We start from the raw sequence: 19,965 nt of genomic DNA, 5'->3' as shown, positions 1-19,965 counted from the left end.
TATGAGTGAATTGATAAAAGTGCCTACTGCAGCTGAGTTTATAGCACAAGGTAAGACTCCAGAAGTTTTATTTTGGGTAGGTTGTAGTGGAAGTTTTGACGATCGTTCCAAAAAGATAACCAAAGCATTTGTAAAACTCTTGAACAAAGCAGGCGTAGAGTTTGCCGTTCTAGGAGCAGAAGAAAGCTGTACTGGTGATCCTGCAAAAAGAGCTGGTAACGAATTTCTTTTTCAAATGCAAGCCATGATGAACATAGAGGTTCTCAACGGTTACGGCATTAAGAAAATCGTTACTGCTTGTCCACATTGTTTCAATACACTTAAGAATGAATATCCAGATTTAGGTGGAAAATATGAAGTGATTCACCATACCTCATTTCTTAAAGATCTTATCGCAGATGGTAAATTAACCATATCTGGAGGGAAATTTAAAGGTAAAAAAATCACATACCACGATCCATGCTATCTAGGTCGTGCAAACGAGATTTATGAAGCACCACGTGAGCTTATAGAAAAACTCGACGCGGCGCTTGTAGAAATGAAACGCAGTAAACGCAACGGATTATGTTGTGGAGCTGGTGGTGCACAAATGTTTAAAGAACCAGAACCAGGAACTAAAGACATTAACATTGAGCGTACTGAAGAAGCTCTAGACACTGGAGCAGATATTATCGCGGCAGCTTGTCCATTCTGTAACACTATGATGAGTGATGGAGTTAAAGGAAGTGAGAAAGAAGGAAAAGTTGAAGTTCTAGACCTTGCAGAAATGATTGCAAGCGCTGAGGATTTATAGATGAAAAGCGAACCATCCAAAGTACCATGGAAAAATCGCATATTGCTTGGACTCATCGCTGGACTAGTATATGCAGGACTCATGGCGGCTTTTGATTATGCCAGTGGCTTGCCATTTCATGAAGTAAAATTTGTTTTCAGTACAATTGTATTTGGAACATTTATGGCCATCGCTACAATGTGGATGGTGAAGAAAAAAAATAATTAAACATGCACGCAAATTTTAAAGACCTTCCAGAAGACGCTAGAGTATGGATCTATCAAGCAAATAGACCTTTCACGACAGACGAGCTCAACGAGCTCAAGCCACAAATGGATAATTTTTTACAGCAGTGGACTGCACATGGTAAAGACTTAAAAGCTGGTGTAGAGTATCCTTATAACCGTTTTATAGTGATAGGATTAGATCAGCATATGGCTGGAGCCACAGGTTGTTCTATAGATGCGAGTGTGCGTTTTATTCAATCCATCGAAAAGTCATTTAGAATTGACTTAATGGACAAGATGAATGTGACTTTTAAAAATGGTCCCTATGTAGCTCATAAAGAATTAAGTGACTTTAAAAAAATGGCTAAAGCCAAATCAGTATCTGCAAATACGATTGTTTTTAACAATTTAGTGGCTACTGTAGGTGAGTATCGTGAGCACTGGGAAGTTCCTGCGAGTGAAAGCTGGCATTCTAGATTTTTTTAAAATCAAAGGCTATGAGGATTATTGTTGTTTGTATTCTTTTATCAATTTTCTTTTATTCATGTGCGCCTAAACAACCCGTATGGGAAAATGGTAAATGCCATCGTTTTGTGAAGAACGATTTTGGTTCTATCACAGAAAGAAAAACGTATCAATTAATAAATAATGATACCATTATAGCGACCGAGGTTAAATTTGAGTGTGTTTTTAACCCTTTTACTACCCAAAAAATGATGTTTGATAATTTTGGGAAGTGGAATGAATTCTTAACACCTAATGACAGAGATCACGGAAAAGTTTTAAAATGGGATAATGTCCAGCTTTTTGAAAATGACACTAAGAAGTTTACAGTGCTTGCAGATTGTGTTGAAAATCATCAAACTATGTACGCCTCGATTCTAGTTATCGATGAGAATGGTAATGATATGCTAGACTCCTCTTCTGTGTATAAAGATAAATTGATTGAATTCTTTTCTCAAAGAATTAGAGCAAACAAGAGTAATGACGATGATTTTGAAGAATTATATTGGACAACTTTTGATCCAGAAACTTGGCAAACTATCCTAAAACAAAAGCGTCAAATTTCAGAATCTAATCTTCGCGAACGTAAAAAAGAAAAAGCTGAAAGGGAGAAAAAAAGGAATAACTATTTGAATAATGGTAAAATTGAGTAGTTGATTAAACTTAAAATATTTAAGTTCTCTAGTTAATAAATTCGTTTAAAAGTCCGCTAATATTTATGCTTTATTAACTAAAGTTCAGACATGAAGTCTCTATCTTGTTGCTTTAGGAATGGTTATTGAAACAGGTTCCTTATATGCTACTTAATACTATGAATAGGACTTTATTACAAGGATTTGTTTTGATATTTGCTTTCGCGCAAGCGTTAACTTCACAAGCACAATTCTCCTCACACGACCCGTTAGTTACAAATGATTCTCTCGCTCAGGTAAAATGGGTAGATAGCGTTTATAATAGTTTAAACAACCGTGAGAAAGTAGGACAGTTATTTATGGTAGATTTGTTTTCTAACAAAGGAAAAGCGCATGTCGCTGCCGTTAGAAAATTAGTTGAGGAACAAAAAATAGGTGGAATCATCTTCTCAAAAGGTGGACCCGTTCAACAAGCTCATTTAACAAACGAATTACAGTCCAAATCTAAAACTCCTATGCTAATAGCTATGGATGCAGAATGGGGCTTGAGTATGCGACTAGATAGTACGTATGCTTTTCCATGGAACATGACGCTAGGCGCGACGCCTCAAACACAATCTAGTTTTGATGTAGGACGCCGAATAGGGCAGCATTGTAAACGATTAGGTGTTCACATCAACTTTGCACCAGACGTAGATATCAATACAAATCCTGATAATCCCATTATCGGGAATAGAAGTTTTGGTGAGGATATGTTTAATGTGACAGATAAGTCTCAAGCTTTTATGAAAGGAATGCAAAGCACGGGAACACTTGCATGTGCAAAACATTTTCCTGGACATGGAGATACAGATCAGGACAGTCATAAAACGTTACCTACGGTAGATTTTAGCGCAGAGCGCATAGATAGTGTGGAGTTATATCCTTACCGTAAACTCTTTAAGGAAGGAATGGCTAGTGTAATGGTAGCTCATTTAAATATTCCTAGTCTCGAGCCTAGACCTGGTTATCCTACAAGTATCAGTGAAAAAGTGGTAACAGATTTATTAAAAAACAGAATGGGTTTCAAAGGACTCATTTTTACAGATGCATTGAATATGAAAGGTGCTTCTAACTTTAGTGAACCTGGAGAGATTGATTTACAAGCTTTTAAAGCAGGAAATGATGTGCTCTTAATTTCAGAAAATGTACCTAAGGCTATTGATAAAATTATTGCTGCATGGGTGAAAGGTGATATTACTGATGAACGTATCGAGCATTCTGTAAAGAAGATTTTAAAAGCAAAATATGCGTCAGGATTACATAATTATAGACCTATAAGCACATTCAATCTCATAGCAGATTTGAATACTGAAAGTGATGAAGTTGTTTATGAACGAGCGATATCGCAAGCTGTAACTGTATTAAAAAATAAAGATTCAATACTACCATTTAAAAATCTAGAACTTAAAAAGATAGCTTATGTGGAGCTAGGTGATGCTAGTGGTGAAGTCTTTTTAAAAGAGCTTAATAAATATGCAAATGTCACTCAGGTAAAAGCCACGAAACTAAATGAGTTACTCAAAAAACTAGAAACTTATAATACCGTAATTGTTGGGTTGCACCGAAGTAATGAAACCCCATGGAAAGGTTATCAAATCAAATCTACGCAACTCACTTGGTTGTATGAAATAGCGAGAAAGCACGATGTTGTTTTTGATGCTTTTGTAAGACCATACATGCTGGCACAACTCAATACGGTTGAGAATTTTGAAGGTGTGATTATGAGTTATCAAAATAGCGAATGGAGTCAGAAGGTAAGCGCTCAGATTATTTTTGGTGCTCGCCCTGCAGTAGGTAGATTGCCAGTAAGCGCAGGTAGCCAGTTTCAAGTAAATGATGGAGAAGATACTCCATACTTACGGCGGCTAGCTTATGGTAGCACACCATCGAGTGTAGGTTTTGATAGTTACAAGCTGTCAAAAATTGATAGTGTTGCAAATCATACGATTAATAATAAAGGTGCTCCAGGAATGCAAATTCTCGTCGCGCGTAGGGGAAAAGTGGTGTATCAGAAGAACTTTGGATATCATACATATTCTAAGGAGCAACCTGTTCAAGATGAAGATATTTATGATATCGCATCGCTTACTAAAATTATGGGTACGCTACCGCTAGTTATGGAACTTGAAGAGCAAGGTGTAATAGATTTGGAAGACTCTGTAGGTAGTTTAATACCAGCATTATCTCAATCCAATAAAAAAGATATTACGGTAAAATCCATGCTATCACACTATGCAAGATTACAAGCTTGGATTCCTTTTTATAGATATACACTGGATAGTATTACCACTAAACCGATGTCTCAATATTATCGCAATTCAAAATCATCTATTTATAACATAGAAGTAGCACAAGGACTCTATGCAAATGGTATCGTAAAGGATACTATTTTTAATCGCATTGCAAACAGTGAGTTGAGAGAACGTCAAGAGTATAAGTATAGTGATTTGCCTTATTATATTTTAAAAGAATACATTGAAGATCGATCTAAGAAGTCATTACATGAATTAACGGCAAATCATTTCTATAAAAGAATGGGAATGAATTATATGGGGTATTTACCATTACAGCGATTCTCAAAAGATCAAATCGTTCCTACTGAAAATGATATGGCCTATAGAGGTCAACTTATACAAGGTTATGTTCACGATCAAGGAGCTGCGATGCAAGGCGGAATAGGTGGACATGCAGGATTGTTTTCAAATGCAAATGACATTGCCAAAATGATGCAAATGTATGTTCAGGATGGCTTTTATGGTGGAATTAGTTATTTTCAACCAGAAACACTATCCAAGTTTAATACCTGTTATTATTGTGATCAAGACGTGCGTCGTGGTGTAGGTTTTGATAAACCGCAACTCGATGAAGTAGGACCTACTTGTGGTTGCGTGAGTATGACCAGCTTTGGGCATAGTGGTTTTACAGGAGCTTACACCTGGGCAGATCCAGAATCTGAGATTGTGTATGTATTTCTATCTAATCGTATTTTTCCAAGTGCAGACAATAGATTTCTCTTATCTGAGAATATAAGAACTAACATCCAGCAAATCATATATGATGCTATAATTGATTAGTTTTATCAAAGACATTTAAAAGATTCTTAATGAAAATTGCCATAGTATGTTATCCCACCTTTGGTGGTAGTGGAGTAGTAGCAACCATGTTAGGAACTGCACTAGCACAGCGTGGACATGAAATCCATTTTGTCACTTATAAACAACCTGTACGATTAGAATTACTCGCAAAAAATATATTCTTTCATGAAGTTAACGTAGAGGAATATCCACTGTTTCATTATCAGCCATATGATCTTGCCTTGTCAAGTAAATTAGTAAATGTAGTTCAAGAACATGGAATTGAATTATTACATGTTCACTATGCTATACCGCATGCATATGCCGGATATATGGCGCAACAAATGTTGAAGGATTTAGGTATATCACTTCCCATGGTAACGACTTTGCATGGTACAGATATTACACTGGTAGGGAATCACCCAGTTTATAAACCTAGTGTGACTTTTAGTATTAATAATAGTGATGTAGTTACTTCAGTATCTGCTAGTTTAAAAAGAGATACGTTAGATTTATTTGAAATCAGTAAAGAGATTGATGTAGTGCCTAACTTCATTGACATGTCTAATTATAAGACAGAATTCACAGATTGTGATCGCACCGTCATGGCTTTTCCTGAGGAACGTATCATAACTCATGTAAGTAATATGAGGCCTGTAAAACGTATTATGGATGTGGTTAAGATTTTTGAAAAAATCCAAGAAAAAATCCCTGCTATATTAATCATGGTAGGTGATGGGCCAGAACGTTTTGAAGCAGAGGAATATGCAAAATCTAAAAAACTCCAGCTTCAAATTAAATGGGTAGGAAATAGTACTGAGATTGATCGCATTTTATGTTTCACAGATTTATTCTTATTACCGTCTGAGAAAGAGAGTTTTGGGCTTGCTGCACTTGAAGCGATGGCAAATAAAACTCCAGTGATCTCTTCAAATACTGGTGGATTGCCAGAGGTTAATGAAGATGGTGTGACTGGTTATACAAGCAACGTAGGAGATATAGATGAAATGGCGGCAAGAGCTATTCATATCCTTGAGGATGATGATCGCTTGTTAGAATTTAAGAATAACGCTTTCGCGAAAGCGAAACAATTTGACATACAATTAATAATACCACAATATGAGAAATTATATAACAATGTGCTCGCTACTGCTTCTCGCAGTTAGTACGGTTGCAATAACAGGTTGTAAAGGAAAGAAAATGGATGAGCCAGAAAAGGTTTTTGGGCTGCAGTCATATTATGAATTAATTCATGAGGGCAGTAATAGTAATCATGAGATTAAGGAAGTTATAATTGTGAATTCTCAAGAAGAATTATTAGCACAATTTGCTCAAATTAATAGTACACGTAAACCTGGATTAGAGATTCCTGAAATTAATTTCAAGAGAGAAACAGTAGTATTTGCGTATGGTGGTCAGCAAACTACAGGTGGTTACTTTATTGACATTCCAGAGATTGAAGATGAAAAGGATCTTACTCACTTCAACTTTGAATTAAAGAGAGAAAAAGGTGATATGGTAACTATGAGTCTTACCACACCGTTTAAGATTATCAAAGTGAAACATGATGACAAAAAAATAACGGCTTCCTTTTAAGAAGCCGTTATTCTAATGTGTTTTACTTATTGGTTAGAATTGGTATCTCAATCCTAAGCTTAATCCTAGACTTAAGTCATTTCTCAAGTCTCCAAAACCTAATTCAGGTCTTGTATCAATAGAGATTTGTAATGGAAAGTCAAAGCTATATTCAATACCTACTTGACCAGCAGCATACAAGAATGTTTCACTTGTATCTCTACCATCTAGGCCGTCAAAATCATTGTCATAATCTACACTTCCTACACCACCACCAGCACCTGCGTACCAGTTAAAGCTACCATCGATATTCCATACCCATTGATAGATTCCAGTAAGTTTAAAGGCAGTAAAATCATCGTCAGATTCTAATCCTAAATCAACTTCAAGTCTGTTGTTATCTCCTAATGCACGTTGATAAGATACCTCAGTACCTAATCCATTTGCACTACCGAAACGGAGTCCAATTGCGTTTTTAGAAATATCTTGTGCACTTGCTATAGTTGTTATACTTAGTACAGCAACTATAAATAATAATGATTTTTTCATAATTTTTAATTTTAATCAAAAATATAATTACTTAGATTGTGGAAATCATAATATTTGTTAATTATACATAGTATTTCTTAATTTTTTAAGACTATCCTTCAAATTCATCATCGCCACCACCATCACGGTTAGAATTACGCTCGTTACGTTTCTTTTGATTAAATCTGTAAACGAAAGCAACAGTAAATTGTCGCTGTCTAAATTGATATTCACTATCAGTAATAAATGAAATTTCTTCCTGCATGGTAACATCGTTAAACGCTGTACCAGTTGTAGTGCCTTGTCTTTTACGACTATTGAAAACGTCACTTAGGTTTGCAGTGATTGTAGCTCGTTCATTAAACAAATCTTTACTTACTGCTAGATTTAATGAAGCAATTCCATCATTTGTACCTTGCGCATCCTCAGAGGCTCCACGGTAATTGAAATTTGCCTGAAAATCGTAATTAGATGGTAAGGTTACTTTTTGATTCAAGCGAGCAAAGTAAGTTGTGTTGACAAAATCAAAACTTTGCCCTCCAAAATCTCCATCAGTTTCTACTCTATAAACATTCAAGTCAGAGTTAATGGTCCACCATTTAAATGGTCTGTAGGTAAGTGTTAATTCATAACCCAAACGATCTTGCGTTGATAGGTTTACTGGAAACCTGCGTATGATAGGGTCTCCATTATCAGTAACTTGTCCTGTATCTTCTTGAATATATTGCCAGTTATCTGTACTGCGATTGAAATAAACAGATGTACTTAAAGTTACTTTTTTCCATCTCTTTAAATAACCTAGATCTAGAGAATTTGCAAAGGAAGGGTTCAAATCCACATTTCCTTGAAAAATATTAGATTCACTAGAACGACTCGGGAATGGATTAAGAGACCTACCTCGTGGTCTTCTTATTCTTCTATTGTATCCTAGAGTTATATTCTCACCATCAGCAATTTCATAACCTAAATTTATAGTAGGGAAGAGGCTGCTGTAGTTTTTCTTAGTTTTTGAATCTGTTGTTTCTTGAGAAATGGTAACATCTGTTTGTTCAAAACGTAAACCAGCAAGAAGCGAGAATTTATTAATTTCTCTTCCATACTGACCATAAACTGCATTAACTAATTCTTGATAAACAAATGTATTATTAAGCCCTAAATCAGGAACGAGCGGTGAGTTTAGGTCTGCAGCTTCGGCAAGGTAGAAAGCGTTTGATATATCCCTATAATTTCCACGATAACCAGCCTCATATTGAACATCTTCTCCTACTGGTAATTCATAATCTATCTGGACTAAAGCATTGCGTTCATCTTCATTACCTTCTGTAAATTCTACATCATTTACTACGTTTTGGACCGTTTCAGTTTCTAATATATCAGCTAGCTCTTGTTCAAGTGATATGGAATATTGCATGCTAGCGGTTAGTTTTTGCCCATTTTCATCCAGATCGTTTTTATAATCTAGTGTGAATTGTACGCGATCTTCATTTTCAGACTCTTCCTCACGACGTAAGGTAGCTTCATTAAGATTTCTATTATCATCAAATCGGTTTATAGTATTTGTGCTTACATCATCATCATTACCATATCTATAAATAGCGTTTGCAACGATGCTGGATTTTTGATCTATATAATATTCTGCACCTAAACTAGTGAAGAAGTTTCTACCTAATCTGTCAAAAATTCTTGTTTCATCAACAAATCTATTCTGAGCATTATTTGTAAAAAACTCTGTGTTTGTAGTTGCGTTTCCTGGACGTTCTCTATAATTAAATCCGGTATTGGTAAATAGGTTGAATTTTTCAGTCCTATAATTCCCATTGAACGATAGCCCATGATTCTCTGGATATCCAGTATTAGCTTGCAGTGAACCGTTAAAACCAACTAATTTATTCTTGCGTAAAATTATATTGAGAATTCCGGCAGTACCTTCAGCGTCATATCTGGCACTAGGTGAAGTAATAACTTCTATTTTCTCGATGGCCTCAGCTGGAATTTGTCTTAGCGCATCTGCTCCATTAAAACCTACTAATGCACTCGGGCGACCATCTATTAATATGGTAACATTATCATTACCTCTTAAAGCCACATTTCCTTCTACATCTACAGATACTGATGGTACGTTATCAAGCACATCACTAGCCGTTCCACCTCGTACAGTAAGATCTTTACCTATATTATATATTTTTTTATCAAGCCTTATGTCAACTGTAGTTTTTTCAGCAATAACGATAGCTGCATCAAGTTCTGCAACATCGATCTCTAACTCCATAATCCCATAATCCTTGTCGCCCGTAATTACTTCACCTTTTTTAATAATAGTTTTAAAGGTGATGTATTCCCATTTCACATCATAAGTTCCAGGAATTACTTTAATACTGTATTTACCATCTAAATCTGTAATTCCACCTTGAGGTAAAGCACCTGGAGCAGTACTAATTAAAGAAACTGTAGCAAATTCTAACGGTGTTTTTGTAGCCTTATCAATGAGCGTTCCAGTGATTGTAACTTGATCTTGCTTCTTAGAAGCTTGAGAAAATGCTATTATAGGAATAAATAGCAGGATAAGAGTTAAGTGAAATAGTTTCATAGCAGTCTTTAGTTTTTAACTAAGACTACAAATCTAGCTTGCGGTTTAAACGTCAAATACTAAAGTTACGTTAAGCTTAAAGTTCTTTTTTATTTAATTTACCCTGAAATGTTTTAATGAAACCTAGTCATAACAATGCTTACAGCTGGTCAGACGGTTTTTCTTGTCCGCTCTCCATTAAGTAAGCTTTAAGAAACGCATCTATGTCTCCATTCATGACAGCATCTACATTTCCAGTCTCATGAGCCGTTCTTACATCTTTAACTAGTTTATAAGGATGCATAACGTAATTACGTATTTGCGAGCCCCATTCTATTTTCATCTTTCCAGATTCTATTTCATCACGAGCAGCATTTCGTTTTTGTAATTCAATTTCAAACAGCTGTGATTTCAACATTTGCATTGCTTTCTCACGATTTTCTAGCTGTGAGCGAGTTTCAGAATTATGTATGATAATACCAGACGGATGGTGCGTAAGAATCGCTTTGGTTTCTACCTTATTTACGTTCTGTCCACCAGCACCACTGGAACGTGCAAAATCCCATTTAATATCTGCTGGATTGATATCAATCTCGATGGTATCATCTGCAAGTGGATATACATATACAGATGCAAAAGATGTATGACGTTTTGCATTTGAATCAAATGGTGAGATACGTACTAGTCTATGAACACCATTTTCTCCTTTTAACCAGCCGAAACTATAATCACCTTCAATCTCAAGAGTCACCGTTTTAATACCAGCTACATCACCAGCCTGAAAGTTGAGTTCTTTTACTTTATAATCATTCTTTTGCGCCCACATCATGTACATTCTCATCAACATCTCAGCCCAGTCGCAAGATTCTGTTCCACCAGCACCTGCAGTGATTTGAATTACTGCGCTCATATCATCACCTTCATTAGAAAGCATATTTTTAAACTCAAGTTTTTCAGTAATATCAAGAGCCGCATTATACTTTGCCATTACATCTTCCTCAGTGGCGTCGCCTTCTTTGTAGAATTCAAAAAGAACTTCGGCGTCTTCAGCTAGAGTAGTGGCTGTGGCAAAATCTGTGGTCCATTGCTTTTTATTACGCAACTCCTTCATGATCAACTCGGCAGCTTTAGAATCATTCCAGAAATCAGGTGAAAAGGTCTTCTCCTCCAGATTTGTAATCTCAATCTCTTTAACTTCAATTTGAAGATATTCTCTTAAAGCAACGACGCGTTCTTGCAGGGTTTTTACCTGATCTACTGTAATCATGTATAAGTTCAGTTAGAACACAAAAATAGGATTTAAATCCGTGATGGCTGTCATCAGTTTAGGAGTATAAATATGCATATAGGTTAGGATAGTATATATAGGAGTGTTTATTTTTAACTCGATGTAATTTAATTACGCTTTCGCGGAAGCGTCATAAAACAATCCCATGATAGATTTAAGGAGTGATACGGTTACCAAACCTACTGCAGGAATGCTCGAGGCGATGATGAATGCGCAAGTAGGTGATGATGTCTATAAAGAAGACCCGACGGTTAACGAGTTAGAAAGGCGAGTGGCTGACATGTTAGGAATGGATGAGGCGTTATTTTTTCCTACTGGAAGCATGGCAAATCAGGCCGCTATTAAACTACATACACAACCTGGTGAACAATTAATTTGCGATAAATATGCTCACGTTTTTAATTATGAAGGTGGCGGCGTTTCTTTTAATAGCGGTGTTTCCTGCAAGTTAGTAGATGGGAATAGGGGAATGATTACTGCTCAACAGGTAGAAGAAAATATCAATCCACCAGATTTTTATCACAGTCCATTAACTAGTTTAGTATGTCTGGAAAACACGACTAATAAAGGTGGTGGAGCTTGTTATTCAATTGATACTTTTAAGGAAATTAAAGCAATAACAGATAAGCATGATCTAGGATTACATCTTGATGGCGCTCGATTGTGGAATGCACTAGTTGCAACTGGTCAGGACTCAAAAGAATACGGTAGCATATTTGACACGGTTTCTATTTGTTTTTCTAAAGGTATGGGAACACCACTAGGAACTGTTCTTGCTGGGAAAAGCAAACTTATGAAAAATGCCATAAGAGTGCGCAAAGTCTTAGGTGGAGGAATGCGACAAATAGGTTTTATGGCTGCTGCTGGATTACATGCTATGGATCATCATTTACCATTATTAAAAGAAGACCATAAAAAAGCACAAGAACTAGGAAAATTACTGAGTGAAATGAGTTACGTGTCTCAGGTTGAACCTGTAGAAACCAACATCTTAATTTTTAAAGTAGTTGATGAAATAGCTTTTAAAAACTACCTCGATAAGAATAAAGTTATTTATAGTGATATGGGACATGGCAAACTTAGATTAGTTACTCATTATGACTATACAGATGAGATGCATGAACAAATGTTGGGTATATTAAGAAAATTTTAATATCTTTAATGTTGTACAAGGTGTTTATTCTGTTGTTTAACGATGATTTATGTCATTTTAACAAACTGTTGTTAAATACTGCTATAATTTTTATTGAGTAACTCTAGAATTAGATGACCTTTGCAAAATATATTTTTAACTAATTAATTATTACCTCAAATGAAAAAATTAATACTTTCTCTAGTAGCTGTTGCTACTGCGGCAGTAGGTTTTGCACAAGATCTACCTTCTAATCCAGAGCCAGGAAAATGTTACGTACGTTGTACTACACCAGATGTGTATGAAAACGAAACTGTATCTATCCAGTCTACACCTTCTTACAAGAAGTTAAGTGTAGTTCCTGCAACTTATGAAACTGTAACTGAAAGAGTTCTTGTAAAAGAAGCTTCTAAAAAGTTACGTGTAATTCCTGCAACTTATAAAACAGAGACTCGTACTTATGTTAAGAAGCAAGCAGGTTCTACAATTACTATTTCTCCAGCATCTTTCGGTAAGTCTACTGAGACTATCGAAGTGAAGCCAGCTTATGCACAATGGGAAATGAGTTCTGTACCACCAGCAGAGTGTACTTCTTCTAACCCAGATGACTGTCGTTACTGGTGTTACAAAGGTTACCCAGCTGAGTATACTACTGTATCTGTAACTACTCTTGCAAATGATGCAAGTTTTAACAGAGTTCCTGTAGCTGAGCAGTCTGGTACTTACACAGTTCGTGTTATTGATCAACCAGCTCGTGTTGAAGAGATTGACGTACCAGCAGAATATGCAAATATTACTCGTACTATCCTTAAGTCTGATGCTGCAACTTCTGAGTCTGTAGTTCCTTCAACTTCTCAAACTATTTCTCGTGAGAGATTAGTTTCTAAAGGTGGTCTTACTGTATGGTCTGAAGTTGATTGTGCTCTTGTTGAAGAGAACAACCTTCAAATCAACTGGGCAACTGGTAGCTCTACATTAACTAGCGCTGACAAGGCTGAAATCGATGCTAAATTGCTTTCTGTTCTTAATGCTACTGCTGGTTCTAAAGTAGAAGTTGCTTCTCACACTGACTCTAGAGGTTCTAAGACTTCTAACCAAGCATTATCTGAAAGACGTGCACAGTCTGTTGCAAACTACCTTATTTCTAAAGGTATCAACAACTCTCGTATCGTTGCAAATGGTTACGGTGAAAACCGTCTTAAAAACCGTTGTGCAGATGGTGTTTCTTGTACTGAGCGTGAGCACAAATCAAACCGTCGTACTACATTCCGTTTAATCAACAACTAATCACTGATTAGTAGTCGATAGACAATCAATTATAAAAAATCCCTTCTAGTTTTCTAGAAGGGATTTTTGCTTTAATAAAGATTCCATTCCGTACTTGATGCAGAATCTGCAAATTATGGAAGGTAATATTTATGCTACCTCGTTTTCCACAAACTATTATTCTCAGCCAGCAGACTGAAGTCTGCCTCTAAGAATGTAATCTGTCGCCTGCGGCGTTCTTTTATTGCGTCGACTGAAGTCGGCTTTTTAGATGGTAGAAATTAATAACAAGTATAGAATAAGAATGATTCTCGTCTGTTACTCAAACTCAAATTTCATTTCTTTTAACTCACCAACGAGACTGTAGACTGAGGTCTAAACAGCTGAGGACGTAAAGAATGCGGACTATTTAAACATATCCATTCCTGGAATGTTAGGCATACCGTCTTTTGCTACTGCAGCAACTTCATTCTCATAGATTCCTTCGGCTTTATTTAATGCTTTATTGAGGACAAGTATCAAATAATCTTCTAGCTGTTCTTTATCTTCAAGTAGGGAATCATCTATAGTTATACTTTTTATAGTTCTACTTGCGGTAACAGTTGCTTTTAATAAATTGTCACTAGAATTCTCATCTATAAGAACAGTTTCCATTCTTTTTTTAGTCTCTTCTACTTTTTGCTGGGTTTCTTTAAGTTTCCCCATCATTCCCATCATATCTCCAAACATAATTTTTGTATTTAATTGTTTGAAACAAAATTATAACATCTGTGAAAGCTCTCCTAAATAACAGTGTGGTTTTATATCTTGCATCGGTTTTTTAAATCGCATTAATGAAAGCGCAACAAGCACCTATTGCAAAGAAAATAGCTCACGTTCATGAAGCTCATGGACATCAACGTATTGATAACTATCACTGGATGATAGAGCGCGATGCTCCTGAAGTTTTATCATATCTCAAACAAGAAAATGAGTACTATGATATAATGACTTCCCATACAGATCAGTTGAAAGAGGATCTTTTTGAAGAGATAAAGAGTCGTATTAATGAAGACGATGAGTCTGTTCCATATAAATGGAATGGATACTGGTATTATACAAAGATGAAGAAAGGAATGAGCTACCCTTTTTATTATCGTAAAAAAGAAAGTTTAGAAGCTCATGAAGAATTATTATTTGACGTAAATGAAATGGCGACCGGTCATGAATTTTTTCAAATAACTGGAATGAGTGTTTCTCCAAATAATAAAATGGTTTCTTATGGAGTCGATACTGTAGGTAGAAGACAGTATACGATACACTTTAAAAACTTAGAAACAAATCAAGTGAATTCTCATGCGTTAGAGTTAACAACCGGTGGAGCCGTTTGGGCAGCAGATAATAAGACACTGTTTTTTGTGAGAAAAGATGAGCAAACTTTAAGAGCTCATCAAATTTATAAGTATAGACTGGGAGAAGACCCTTCTACAGCAACTATTATTTATCAGGAAGATGATGAGATATTCAACTGCTACGTTTACAAATCTAAATCCACAGAATATATAATGATAAAATCTTCGTCAACACTTACTGACGAAGTTAGATTTATAAAGTCCGATGCACCCGATAATGACTTTACAATAATTCAACCTCGTACAGATGATTTAGAGTACAGTGTATTACATTACGGTAATCATTTTTATATCATGACAAATAAAGATGAAGCGACTAACTTTAAAGTAATGAGAACATCTATTGAAACTCCCGAAATGGAGAATTGGGTAGACCTCATACCGCATCATCCTGATGTTCTCATAGAGGATTTTGAGATTTTTAATAAGTATCTAGTCATCTCAGATCGTTTCAACGGTTTGAATAGGATAAGAGTTAAATCTTGGAATGACACCGTTGATTATTTTTTACCATTTGATAATGAAACCTATACAGCTTTTACTGGTGGCAATTTTGAGTTTGATACTACTAAACTAAGATATCAGTACAACTCTTTAACTATGCCGCCGTCAGTAATAGAATTTGATATGGACAGTAGGGAAGAAGTAGTTCTTAAAACTCAAAAGGTTCAAGATCCCAACTTTAATCCAGACGACTATACATCAGAACGTGTCTGGGCAAAAGCAGCAGATGGAGTCAAAGTCCCTATAAGTTTAGTTTATAAAAAGTCATTAAAGAAAGAAACTGGAAATCCATTATTACTTTATGGTTATGGTAGTTATGGTTCTACGATTGATCCTTATTTTTCTATTTCTAGATTGAGTTTGTTGAATAGAGGATTTATTTATGCTATAGCACACGTGAGAGGTAGTGAGTACTTAGGAAGACCGTGGTATGAAGCTGGTAAAATGTTTAAAAAGCTTAACACTTTTTCAGATTTTATAGCGTGTAGCGAGCATTTAATTAAAGAAAACTACACAACGCCTGCTCATTTATATGCAAGTGGTGGATCTGCTGGTGGTTTGTTAATGGGTGCGATTATGAACATGGCTCCACAACTATATAATGGAATATTGAGCGCAGTTCCATTTGTGGATATAGTATCAACCATGCTGGATGATTCTATTCCATTAACTACTGGAGAATATGATGAATGGGGAAATCCTAATCATAAGGACAGTTATGAATACATGTTGAATTATTCACCTTATGATCAAGTTACTAAACAAGATTATCCTAACGTGCTGGTAACTACGGGATATCACGATTCACAAGTACAATATTGGGAACCAGCAAAATGGGTAGCAAAACTGAGAGAACTTAAAACAGATCATAAAGTTTTACTATTTAAAACCGATCTTACTAGTGGTCACAGTGGCGCGTCGGGTAGGTATGATGCTTTGAAAGAAGTGGCAATTGATTATGCATTCCTATTAGATTTAGAAGGAATAAAAAGCTAGTAAAATTTTATGTAAATTTGCAAAGTTTTTGGAATGCTTTGTGCATTATAAAAATTAAATCCCATTTATGAATAAAGACATAAAAGCTTACGATAGTGTGCTAGAGCTCATAGGTGATACTCCACTTATTAAACTATCCACTACAACAGCTGATTTTACAGGAGAATTCTTTGCTAAGGTTGAAGCCTTTAATCCAGGTCACTCTTCTAAAGACAGAATCGCTCTACATATCATTGAAGAAGCAGAACGTAAAGGTATTTTAAAACCTGGCGACACCATTATAGAAACAACCTCTGGTAATACAGGATTTAGCATTGCGATGGTAAGTCGTATTAAAGGATACGAGTGTATTCTTGCAGTAAGTTCTAAATCTAGTGCCGATAAAATAGACATGCTTAAGTCTATGGGAGCAAAGGTTTATGTTTGCCCAGCAAACGTAAGCGCAGACGATCCTCGTAGTTATTATGAAGTTGCAAAAAGACTTCATGAAGAGATAAAAAATAGTATCTATATCAATCAATATTTTAATGAATTGAATATAGAAGCTCATTACAGAACTACTGGTCCAGAAATATGGGAACAAACTGGTGGCCAAATCACGCATCTCGTGGCTTGTAGTGGAACAGGTGGAACGATCTCTGGAACAGCACGTTTTTTAAAAGAACAAAATCCTAACATTGAAATCTTAGGAGTTGATGCTTACGGAAGCGTTCTTAAAAAATATCACGAGACTCAAGAATTTGATTCTGACGAGATCTATCCTTATCGTATTGAAGGATTAGGTAAAAACTTAATTCCTACTGCGACAGACTTTGATAGCATCGATTATTTTGTGAAGGTTAAAGATGAAGACGCTGCTCACATGGCACGTAAGATTTCTCAAACTGAAGGTCTCTTTGTAGGTTACACCAGTGGTGCTGCAATGCAAGCCGTTAAACTTCTTAATGATGAAGGGCGTTTTGATAAGAATTCAAAAGTAGTTGTGATTTTTCCTGATCATGGATCGCGCTACATGAGTAAAATATATAATGACCAGTGGATGCAGGATCAAGGCTTTTTTGACTCTAAATCTACTGCTACTAAGCAGCCTATAGAGTATATAAAGTAAAATTTATAGGAATATTTAACATAGTATAAACCGCTGTTCTTTAGTTAGATAGCGGTTTTTTTATACGCTTTCGCGAAAGCGTAATTCCTTTCACAACTTAACTACCTATTTATCAACAGATTGTTGTTATCAACTTGTATCCTGTGCATGCATAAGGAATAGACATTTTGCGATTAGAATCGTATCTTTGTGCGGTTAAAATTTTCTTATGAAAGATTTATTTGATAAAATATACAAGGACAAAGGACCGCTAGGTAAATGGGCGTCTGTGGCTGAAGGTTATTTTGTATTTCCTAAGCTAGAAGGACCTATTGCAAATCGCATGCGTTTCAAAGGTAGAGAAGTAATCACCTGGAGTGTGAACGATTATCTAGGTCTAGCAAATCATCCCGAAGTACGTAAAGTAGATGCTGAGGCTGGTGCTGAATTTGGTAGTGCTTATCCTATGGGAGCACGTATGATGAGTGGTCATACAGATCTTCATGAACAATTACAGAATGAGCTTGCAGCATTTGTAGATAAAGAAGCCGCTTATTTATTGAATTTTGGTTATCAAGGAATGGTATCTACTGTAGATGCTCTAGTTTCTAAAGATGACGTAATCGTTTATGATGTGGATGCACATGCATGTATTATCGATGGTGTGAGATTGCACCATGGTAAACGTTTTACTTACAAGCATAACGATATTGAAAGCATAGAAAAGAACCTACAGCGTGCTACAAAAATAGCAGAACAAACCGGTGGAGGAATTCTGGTAATTTCTGAAGGTGTATTTGGTATGCGTGGTGAGCAAGGTCGTTTAAAAGAGATCGTTGCACTTAAGAAAAAGTATAACTTCCGTCTTTTTGTTGATGATGCCCACGGATTCGGTACTCTAGGGAAAACCGGTGCTGGAGCAGGAGAAGAGCAAGGTGTACAAGATGATATCGATGTTTATTTTGCAACATTTGCAAAGTCACTTGCGAGTACAGGAGCATTCATAGCTGCCGATAAAGAAATTATAGACTACCTTAAATACAACTTGCGTTCTCAAATGTTTGCAAAGTCACTACAATCACAATTAGTGGTAGGAGCTTTAAAAAGACTTGACATGTTACGTACCATGCCAGAACTTAAAGAAAAGTTATGGGAAAACGTAAACGCTTTACAAAACGGTTTGAAAGATCGTGGTTTTGACATAGGAACTACACAATCTTGTGTAACTCCAGTATATCTTAAAGGTAGTATTCCAGAGGCCATGGCGCTGGTAAAAGATTTACGTGAGAACTATGGTGTATTCTGCTCTATTGTAGTGTATCCTGTAATCCCTAAAGGATTGATTCTTTTAAGATTGATTCCTACGGCGTCACACACTATGCAAGATATAGATGAAACTCTAGCTGCTTTTGAAGCAATACGTGAGCGCCTTGATGGTGGTGTTTACAAGAGATTAAGTGCCGCAGTTGCTGCAGCGTTTGAATAAATAGAATAATATCGCTATTGCGAAAATGATATTAAAAAAGCTCTAGGAAACTAGAGCTTTTTTTGTTTCTATAAATTACTCCTTATACAAAACCGCCTTCTGCATTACGGAAAGCGGATAGTTTTTTACAATAGCGCTCTCGGCATTACCGGTCATGGATGTGTCTTGAACTCTTGACATGGTTATCATAAACTCCATATAATCGTCATGGAACACCTCTGTACAATTTAATAAATTTCCCATGACTTCATAGGTGCTGAATAATGTCTTATCAGCATAAGCGGTTTCTAGAACGATACCATTATTTTCATCTACTAAATAGAGATTAGGATTATGAGTTTTCTTTAAATTATAAGCCCTTTCAGAACGTTCTGCGCCATAGAAAATCTTATACTCATAATTTGTACTATCATTTGTTTCAAGTAAGTGAAACTCCATAGGAATGGCTTCTTTACCTTTCATAGTGGTAATGTTGAGATTACCTTTATATATTCCTAGATAATCATTAGGGAATATTTTTGCTTCACCGAGAACATCTTCCAAAGGCGATTTTGAAGCAGTTTCGATTTCTATTGATGTAGGTTCTATTACTGTTTCTGCAGGTTGTTTGCAGGAAATGATTAATAATAATAGGAGTAGTGTAAGTTGTTGTTTCATTTTTTAAAAATAGTCATAAATGAGGAAATCCCGAGTTGTCAAGACGACTTCTCAGGATTTCCCACTAACCAACCAAAAAACTTTATGAAAGTTTAATTACTCTAATAATTACTTTCACTTATTATATTTCAAATTGCGTGCCAAACTATTATGCATGCATAATTAATACTTATAACATTATAGCTAAAATGAAGAATTCCCAAGAGCAAAGATGCATCTTGAGAATTCTTACTAACCA

The 19,965-nt window shown here is 35.8% G+C and carries 17 protein-coding genes; 12 read left to right on the top strand and 5 right to left on the bottom strand.

Features of this window, described 5'->3' with window-relative positions; translation table 11 throughout:
• The first annotated feature begins 1 nt into the window (after nucleotide 1).
• The 7 genes from ACSHWW_RS07305 (at nucleotide 2) to ACSHWW_RS07275 (ending at nucleotide 6,847) form a co-directional block, all read left to right on the top strand.
• Nucleotides 2-793 (top strand): (Fe-S)-binding protein, encoded by a 792-nt coding sequence (locus ACSHWW_RS07305; protein ID WP_435681776.1) that lies wholly within the window; start codon nucleotides 2-4, stop codon nucleotides 791-793.
• Nucleotides 794-1,000 (top strand): hypothetical protein, encoded by a 207-nt coding sequence (locus ACSHWW_RS07300; RefSeq protein WP_435681775.1) that lies wholly within the window; start codon nucleotides 794-796, stop codon nucleotides 998-1,000. It begins immediately after the preceding gene.
• Nucleotides 1,001-1,002: 2 nt separating this feature from the next.
• Complete coding sequence (locus tag ACSHWW_RS07295; RefSeq protein WP_435681774.1) at nucleotides 1,003-1,485, top strand: ABC transporter ATPase; 483 nt, start codon at nucleotides 1,003-1,005, stop codon at nucleotides 1,483-1,485.
• An 11-nt stretch (nucleotides 1,486-1,496) separates the two neighbouring features.
• Entirely contained in the window at nucleotides 1,497-2,156 is a 660-nt protein-coding gene (locus ACSHWW_RS07290) for a hypothetical protein (RefSeq protein ID WP_435681773.1), read from the top strand.
• A 158-nt stretch (nucleotides 2,157-2,314) separates the two neighbouring features.
• Entirely contained in the window at nucleotides 2,315-5,251 is a 2,937-nt protein-coding gene (locus ACSHWW_RS07285) for a glycoside hydrolase family 3 N-terminal domain-containing protein (protein ID WP_435681772.1), read from the top strand.
• A 29-nt stretch (nucleotides 5,252-5,280) separates the two neighbouring features.
• A complete protein-coding gene (bshA, locus tag ACSHWW_RS07280) occupies nucleotides 5,281-6,417 on the top strand; it encodes an N-acetyl-alpha-D-glucosaminyl L-malate synthase BshA (RefSeq protein WP_435681771.1) in 1,137 nt (378 codons plus the stop codon).
• Nucleotides 6,371-6,847, top strand: a complete 477-nt coding sequence (locus ACSHWW_RS07275; RefSeq protein ID WP_435681770.1) for a protease complex subunit PrcB family protein — start codon at nucleotides 6,371-6,373, stop codon at nucleotides 6,845-6,847. Before bshA ends, ACSHWW_RS07275 begins: the two co-directional genes overlap by 47 nt.
• A gap of 33 nt (nucleotides 6,848-6,880) precedes the next feature.
• Here ACSHWW_RS07275 and ACSHWW_RS07270 read toward each other — a convergent pair whose 3' ends face one another.
• The 3 genes from ACSHWW_RS07270 to prfB all read right to left on the bottom strand — a co-directional run bounded on the left by ACSHWW_RS07270 (nucleotide 6,881) and on the right by prfB (nucleotide 11,187).
• Nucleotides 6,881-7,375, bottom strand: a complete 495-nt coding sequence (locus ACSHWW_RS07270; RefSeq protein WP_435681769.1) for a hypothetical protein — start codon at nucleotides 7,373-7,375, stop codon at nucleotides 6,881-6,883.
• A 91-nt stretch (nucleotides 7,376-7,466) separates the two neighbouring features.
• Nucleotides 7,467-9,941, bottom strand: a complete 2,475-nt coding sequence (locus ACSHWW_RS07265) for an outer membrane beta-barrel protein (RefSeq protein WP_435681768.1) — start codon at nucleotides 9,939-9,941, stop codon at nucleotides 7,467-7,469.
• Between the two features lie 139 nt (nucleotides 9,942-10,080).
• Nucleotides 10,081-11,187 carry a peptide chain release factor 2 gene (gene prfB / locus ACSHWW_RS07260; protein ID WP_435681767.1) on the bottom strand — a complete coding sequence of 369 codons (1,107 nt, stop codon included), beginning with the start codon at nucleotides 11,185-11,187 and terminating at the stop codon, nucleotides 10,081-10,083.
• A 166-nt stretch (nucleotides 11,188-11,353) separates the two neighbouring features.
• Between prfB and ACSHWW_RS07255 the strand changes: the two genes are divergently transcribed.
• Together ACSHWW_RS07255 and ACSHWW_RS07250 are read left to right on the top strand one after the other, a co-directional pair.
• The gene (locus ACSHWW_RS07255) at nucleotides 11,354-12,361 is read left to right on the top strand and encodes a threonine aldolase family protein (protein WP_435681766.1); all 1,008 of its coding nucleotides are present in this window, start codon (nucleotides 11,354-11,356) and stop codon (nucleotides 12,359-12,361) included.
• Between the two features lie 159 nt (nucleotides 12,362-12,520).
• The gene (locus ACSHWW_RS07250) at nucleotides 12,521-13,627 is read left to right on the top strand and encodes an OmpA family protein (protein WP_435681765.1); all 1,107 of its coding nucleotides are present in this window, start codon (nucleotides 12,521-12,523) and stop codon (nucleotides 13,625-13,627) included.
• 384 nt (nucleotides 13,628-14,011) lie between these two features.
• Here ACSHWW_RS07250 and ACSHWW_RS07245 read toward each other — a convergent pair whose 3' ends face one another.
• Complete coding sequence (locus tag ACSHWW_RS07245) at nucleotides 14,012-14,335, bottom strand: YbaB/EbfC family nucleoid-associated protein (RefSeq protein WP_435681764.1); 324 nt, start codon at nucleotides 14,333-14,335, stop codon at nucleotides 14,012-14,014.
• A 104-nt stretch (nucleotides 14,336-14,439) separates the two neighbouring features.
• On the opposite strand from ACSHWW_RS07245, the gene ACSHWW_RS07240 reads away from it, so the two are divergent.
• The 3 genes from ACSHWW_RS07240 (at nucleotide 14,440) to ACSHWW_RS07230 (ending at nucleotide 19,070) form a co-directional block, all read left to right on the top strand.
• Nucleotides 14,440-16,497: a S9 family peptidase gene (locus ACSHWW_RS07240; protein WP_435681763.1), complete on the top strand. Its 2,058-nt coding sequence runs from the start codon at nucleotides 14,440-14,442 to the stop codon at nucleotides 16,495-16,497.
• Between the two features lie 67 nt (nucleotides 16,498-16,564).
• Entirely contained in the window at nucleotides 16,565-17,605 is a 1,041-nt protein-coding gene (locus ACSHWW_RS07235; protein ID WP_435681762.1) for a PLP-dependent cysteine synthase family protein, read from the top strand.
• A gap of 208 nt (nucleotides 17,606-17,813) precedes the next feature.
• Complete coding sequence (locus ACSHWW_RS07230; RefSeq protein WP_435681761.1) at nucleotides 17,814-19,070, top strand: aminotransferase class I/II-fold pyridoxal phosphate-dependent enzyme; 1,257 nt, start codon at nucleotides 17,814-17,816, stop codon at nucleotides 19,068-19,070.
• 75 nt (nucleotides 19,071-19,145) lie between these two features.
• On the opposite strand, the gene ACSHWW_RS07225 is transcribed toward ACSHWW_RS07230, so the two are convergent.
• Nucleotides 19,146-19,727, bottom strand: a complete 582-nt coding sequence (locus tag ACSHWW_RS07225; RefSeq protein WP_435681760.1) for a hypothetical protein — start codon at nucleotides 19,725-19,727, stop codon at nucleotides 19,146-19,148.
• Nucleotides 19,728-19,965: the final 238 nt, after the last annotated feature.

The organism is Nonlabens sp., from assembly GCF_051251825.1.
GTDB lineage: Bacteria > Bacteroidota > Bacteroidia > Flavobacteriales > Flavobacteriaceae > Nonlabens.
This window is presented reverse-complemented; position numbering and strand designations above follow the sequence as displayed.

Coding starts and splice junctions, on each gene's coding strand:
- ACSHWW_RS07305 (WP_435681776.1), top strand. CDS start 2: ATGAGTGAATTGATAAAAGTGCCTACTGCAGCTGAGTTTATAGCACAA.
- ACSHWW_RS07300 (WP_435681775.1), top strand. CDS start 794: ATGAAAAGCGAACCATCCAAAGTACCATGGAAAAATCGCATATTGCTT.
- ACSHWW_RS07295 (WP_435681774.1), top strand. CDS start 1,003: ATGCACGCAAATTTTAAAGACCTTCCAGAAGACGCTAGAGTATGGATC.
- ACSHWW_RS07290 (WP_435681773.1), top strand. CDS start 1,497: ATGAGGATTATTGTTGTTTGTATTCTTTTATCAATTTTCTTTTATTCA.
- ACSHWW_RS07285 (WP_435681772.1), top strand. CDS start 2,315: ATGAATAGGACTTTATTACAAGGATTTGTTTTGATATTTGCTTTCGCG.
- bshA (WP_435681771.1), top strand. CDS start 5,281: ATGAAAATTGCCATAGTATGTTATCCCACCTTTGGTGGTAGTGGAGTA.
- ACSHWW_RS07275 (WP_435681770.1), top strand. CDS start 6,371: ATGAGAAATTATATAACAATGTGCTCGCTACTGCTTCTCGCAGTTAGT.
- ACSHWW_RS07270 (WP_435681769.1), bottom strand. CDS start 7,375: ATGAAAAAATCATTATTATTTATAGTTGCTGTACTAAGTATAACAACT.
- ACSHWW_RS07265 (WP_435681768.1), bottom strand. CDS start 9,941: ATGAAACTATTTCACTTAACTCTTATCCTGCTATTTATTCCTATAATA.
- prfB (WP_435681767.1), bottom strand. CDS start 11,187: ATGATTACAGTAGATCAGGTAAAAACCCTGCAAGAACGCGTCGTTGCT.
- ACSHWW_RS07255 (WP_435681766.1), top strand. CDS start 11,354: ATGATAGATTTAAGGAGTGATACGGTTACCAAACCTACTGCAGGAATG.
- ACSHWW_RS07250 (WP_435681765.1), top strand. CDS start 12,521: ATGAAAAAATTAATACTTTCTCTAGTAGCTGTTGCTACTGCGGCAGTA.
- ACSHWW_RS07245 (WP_435681764.1), bottom strand. CDS start 14,335: ATGTTTGGAGATATGATGGGAATGATGGGGAAACTTAAAGAAACCCAG.
- ACSHWW_RS07240 (WP_435681763.1), top strand. CDS start 14,440: ATGAAAGCGCAACAAGCACCTATTGCAAAGAAAATAGCTCACGTTCAT.
- ACSHWW_RS07235 (WP_435681762.1), top strand. CDS start 16,565: ATGAATAAAGACATAAAAGCTTACGATAGTGTGCTAGAGCTCATAGGT.
- ACSHWW_RS07230 (WP_435681761.1), top strand. CDS start 17,814: ATGAAAGATTTATTTGATAAAATATACAAGGACAAAGGACCGCTAGGT.
- ACSHWW_RS07225 (WP_435681760.1), bottom strand. CDS start 19,727: ATGAAACAACAACTTACACTACTCCTATTATTATTAATCATTTCCTGC.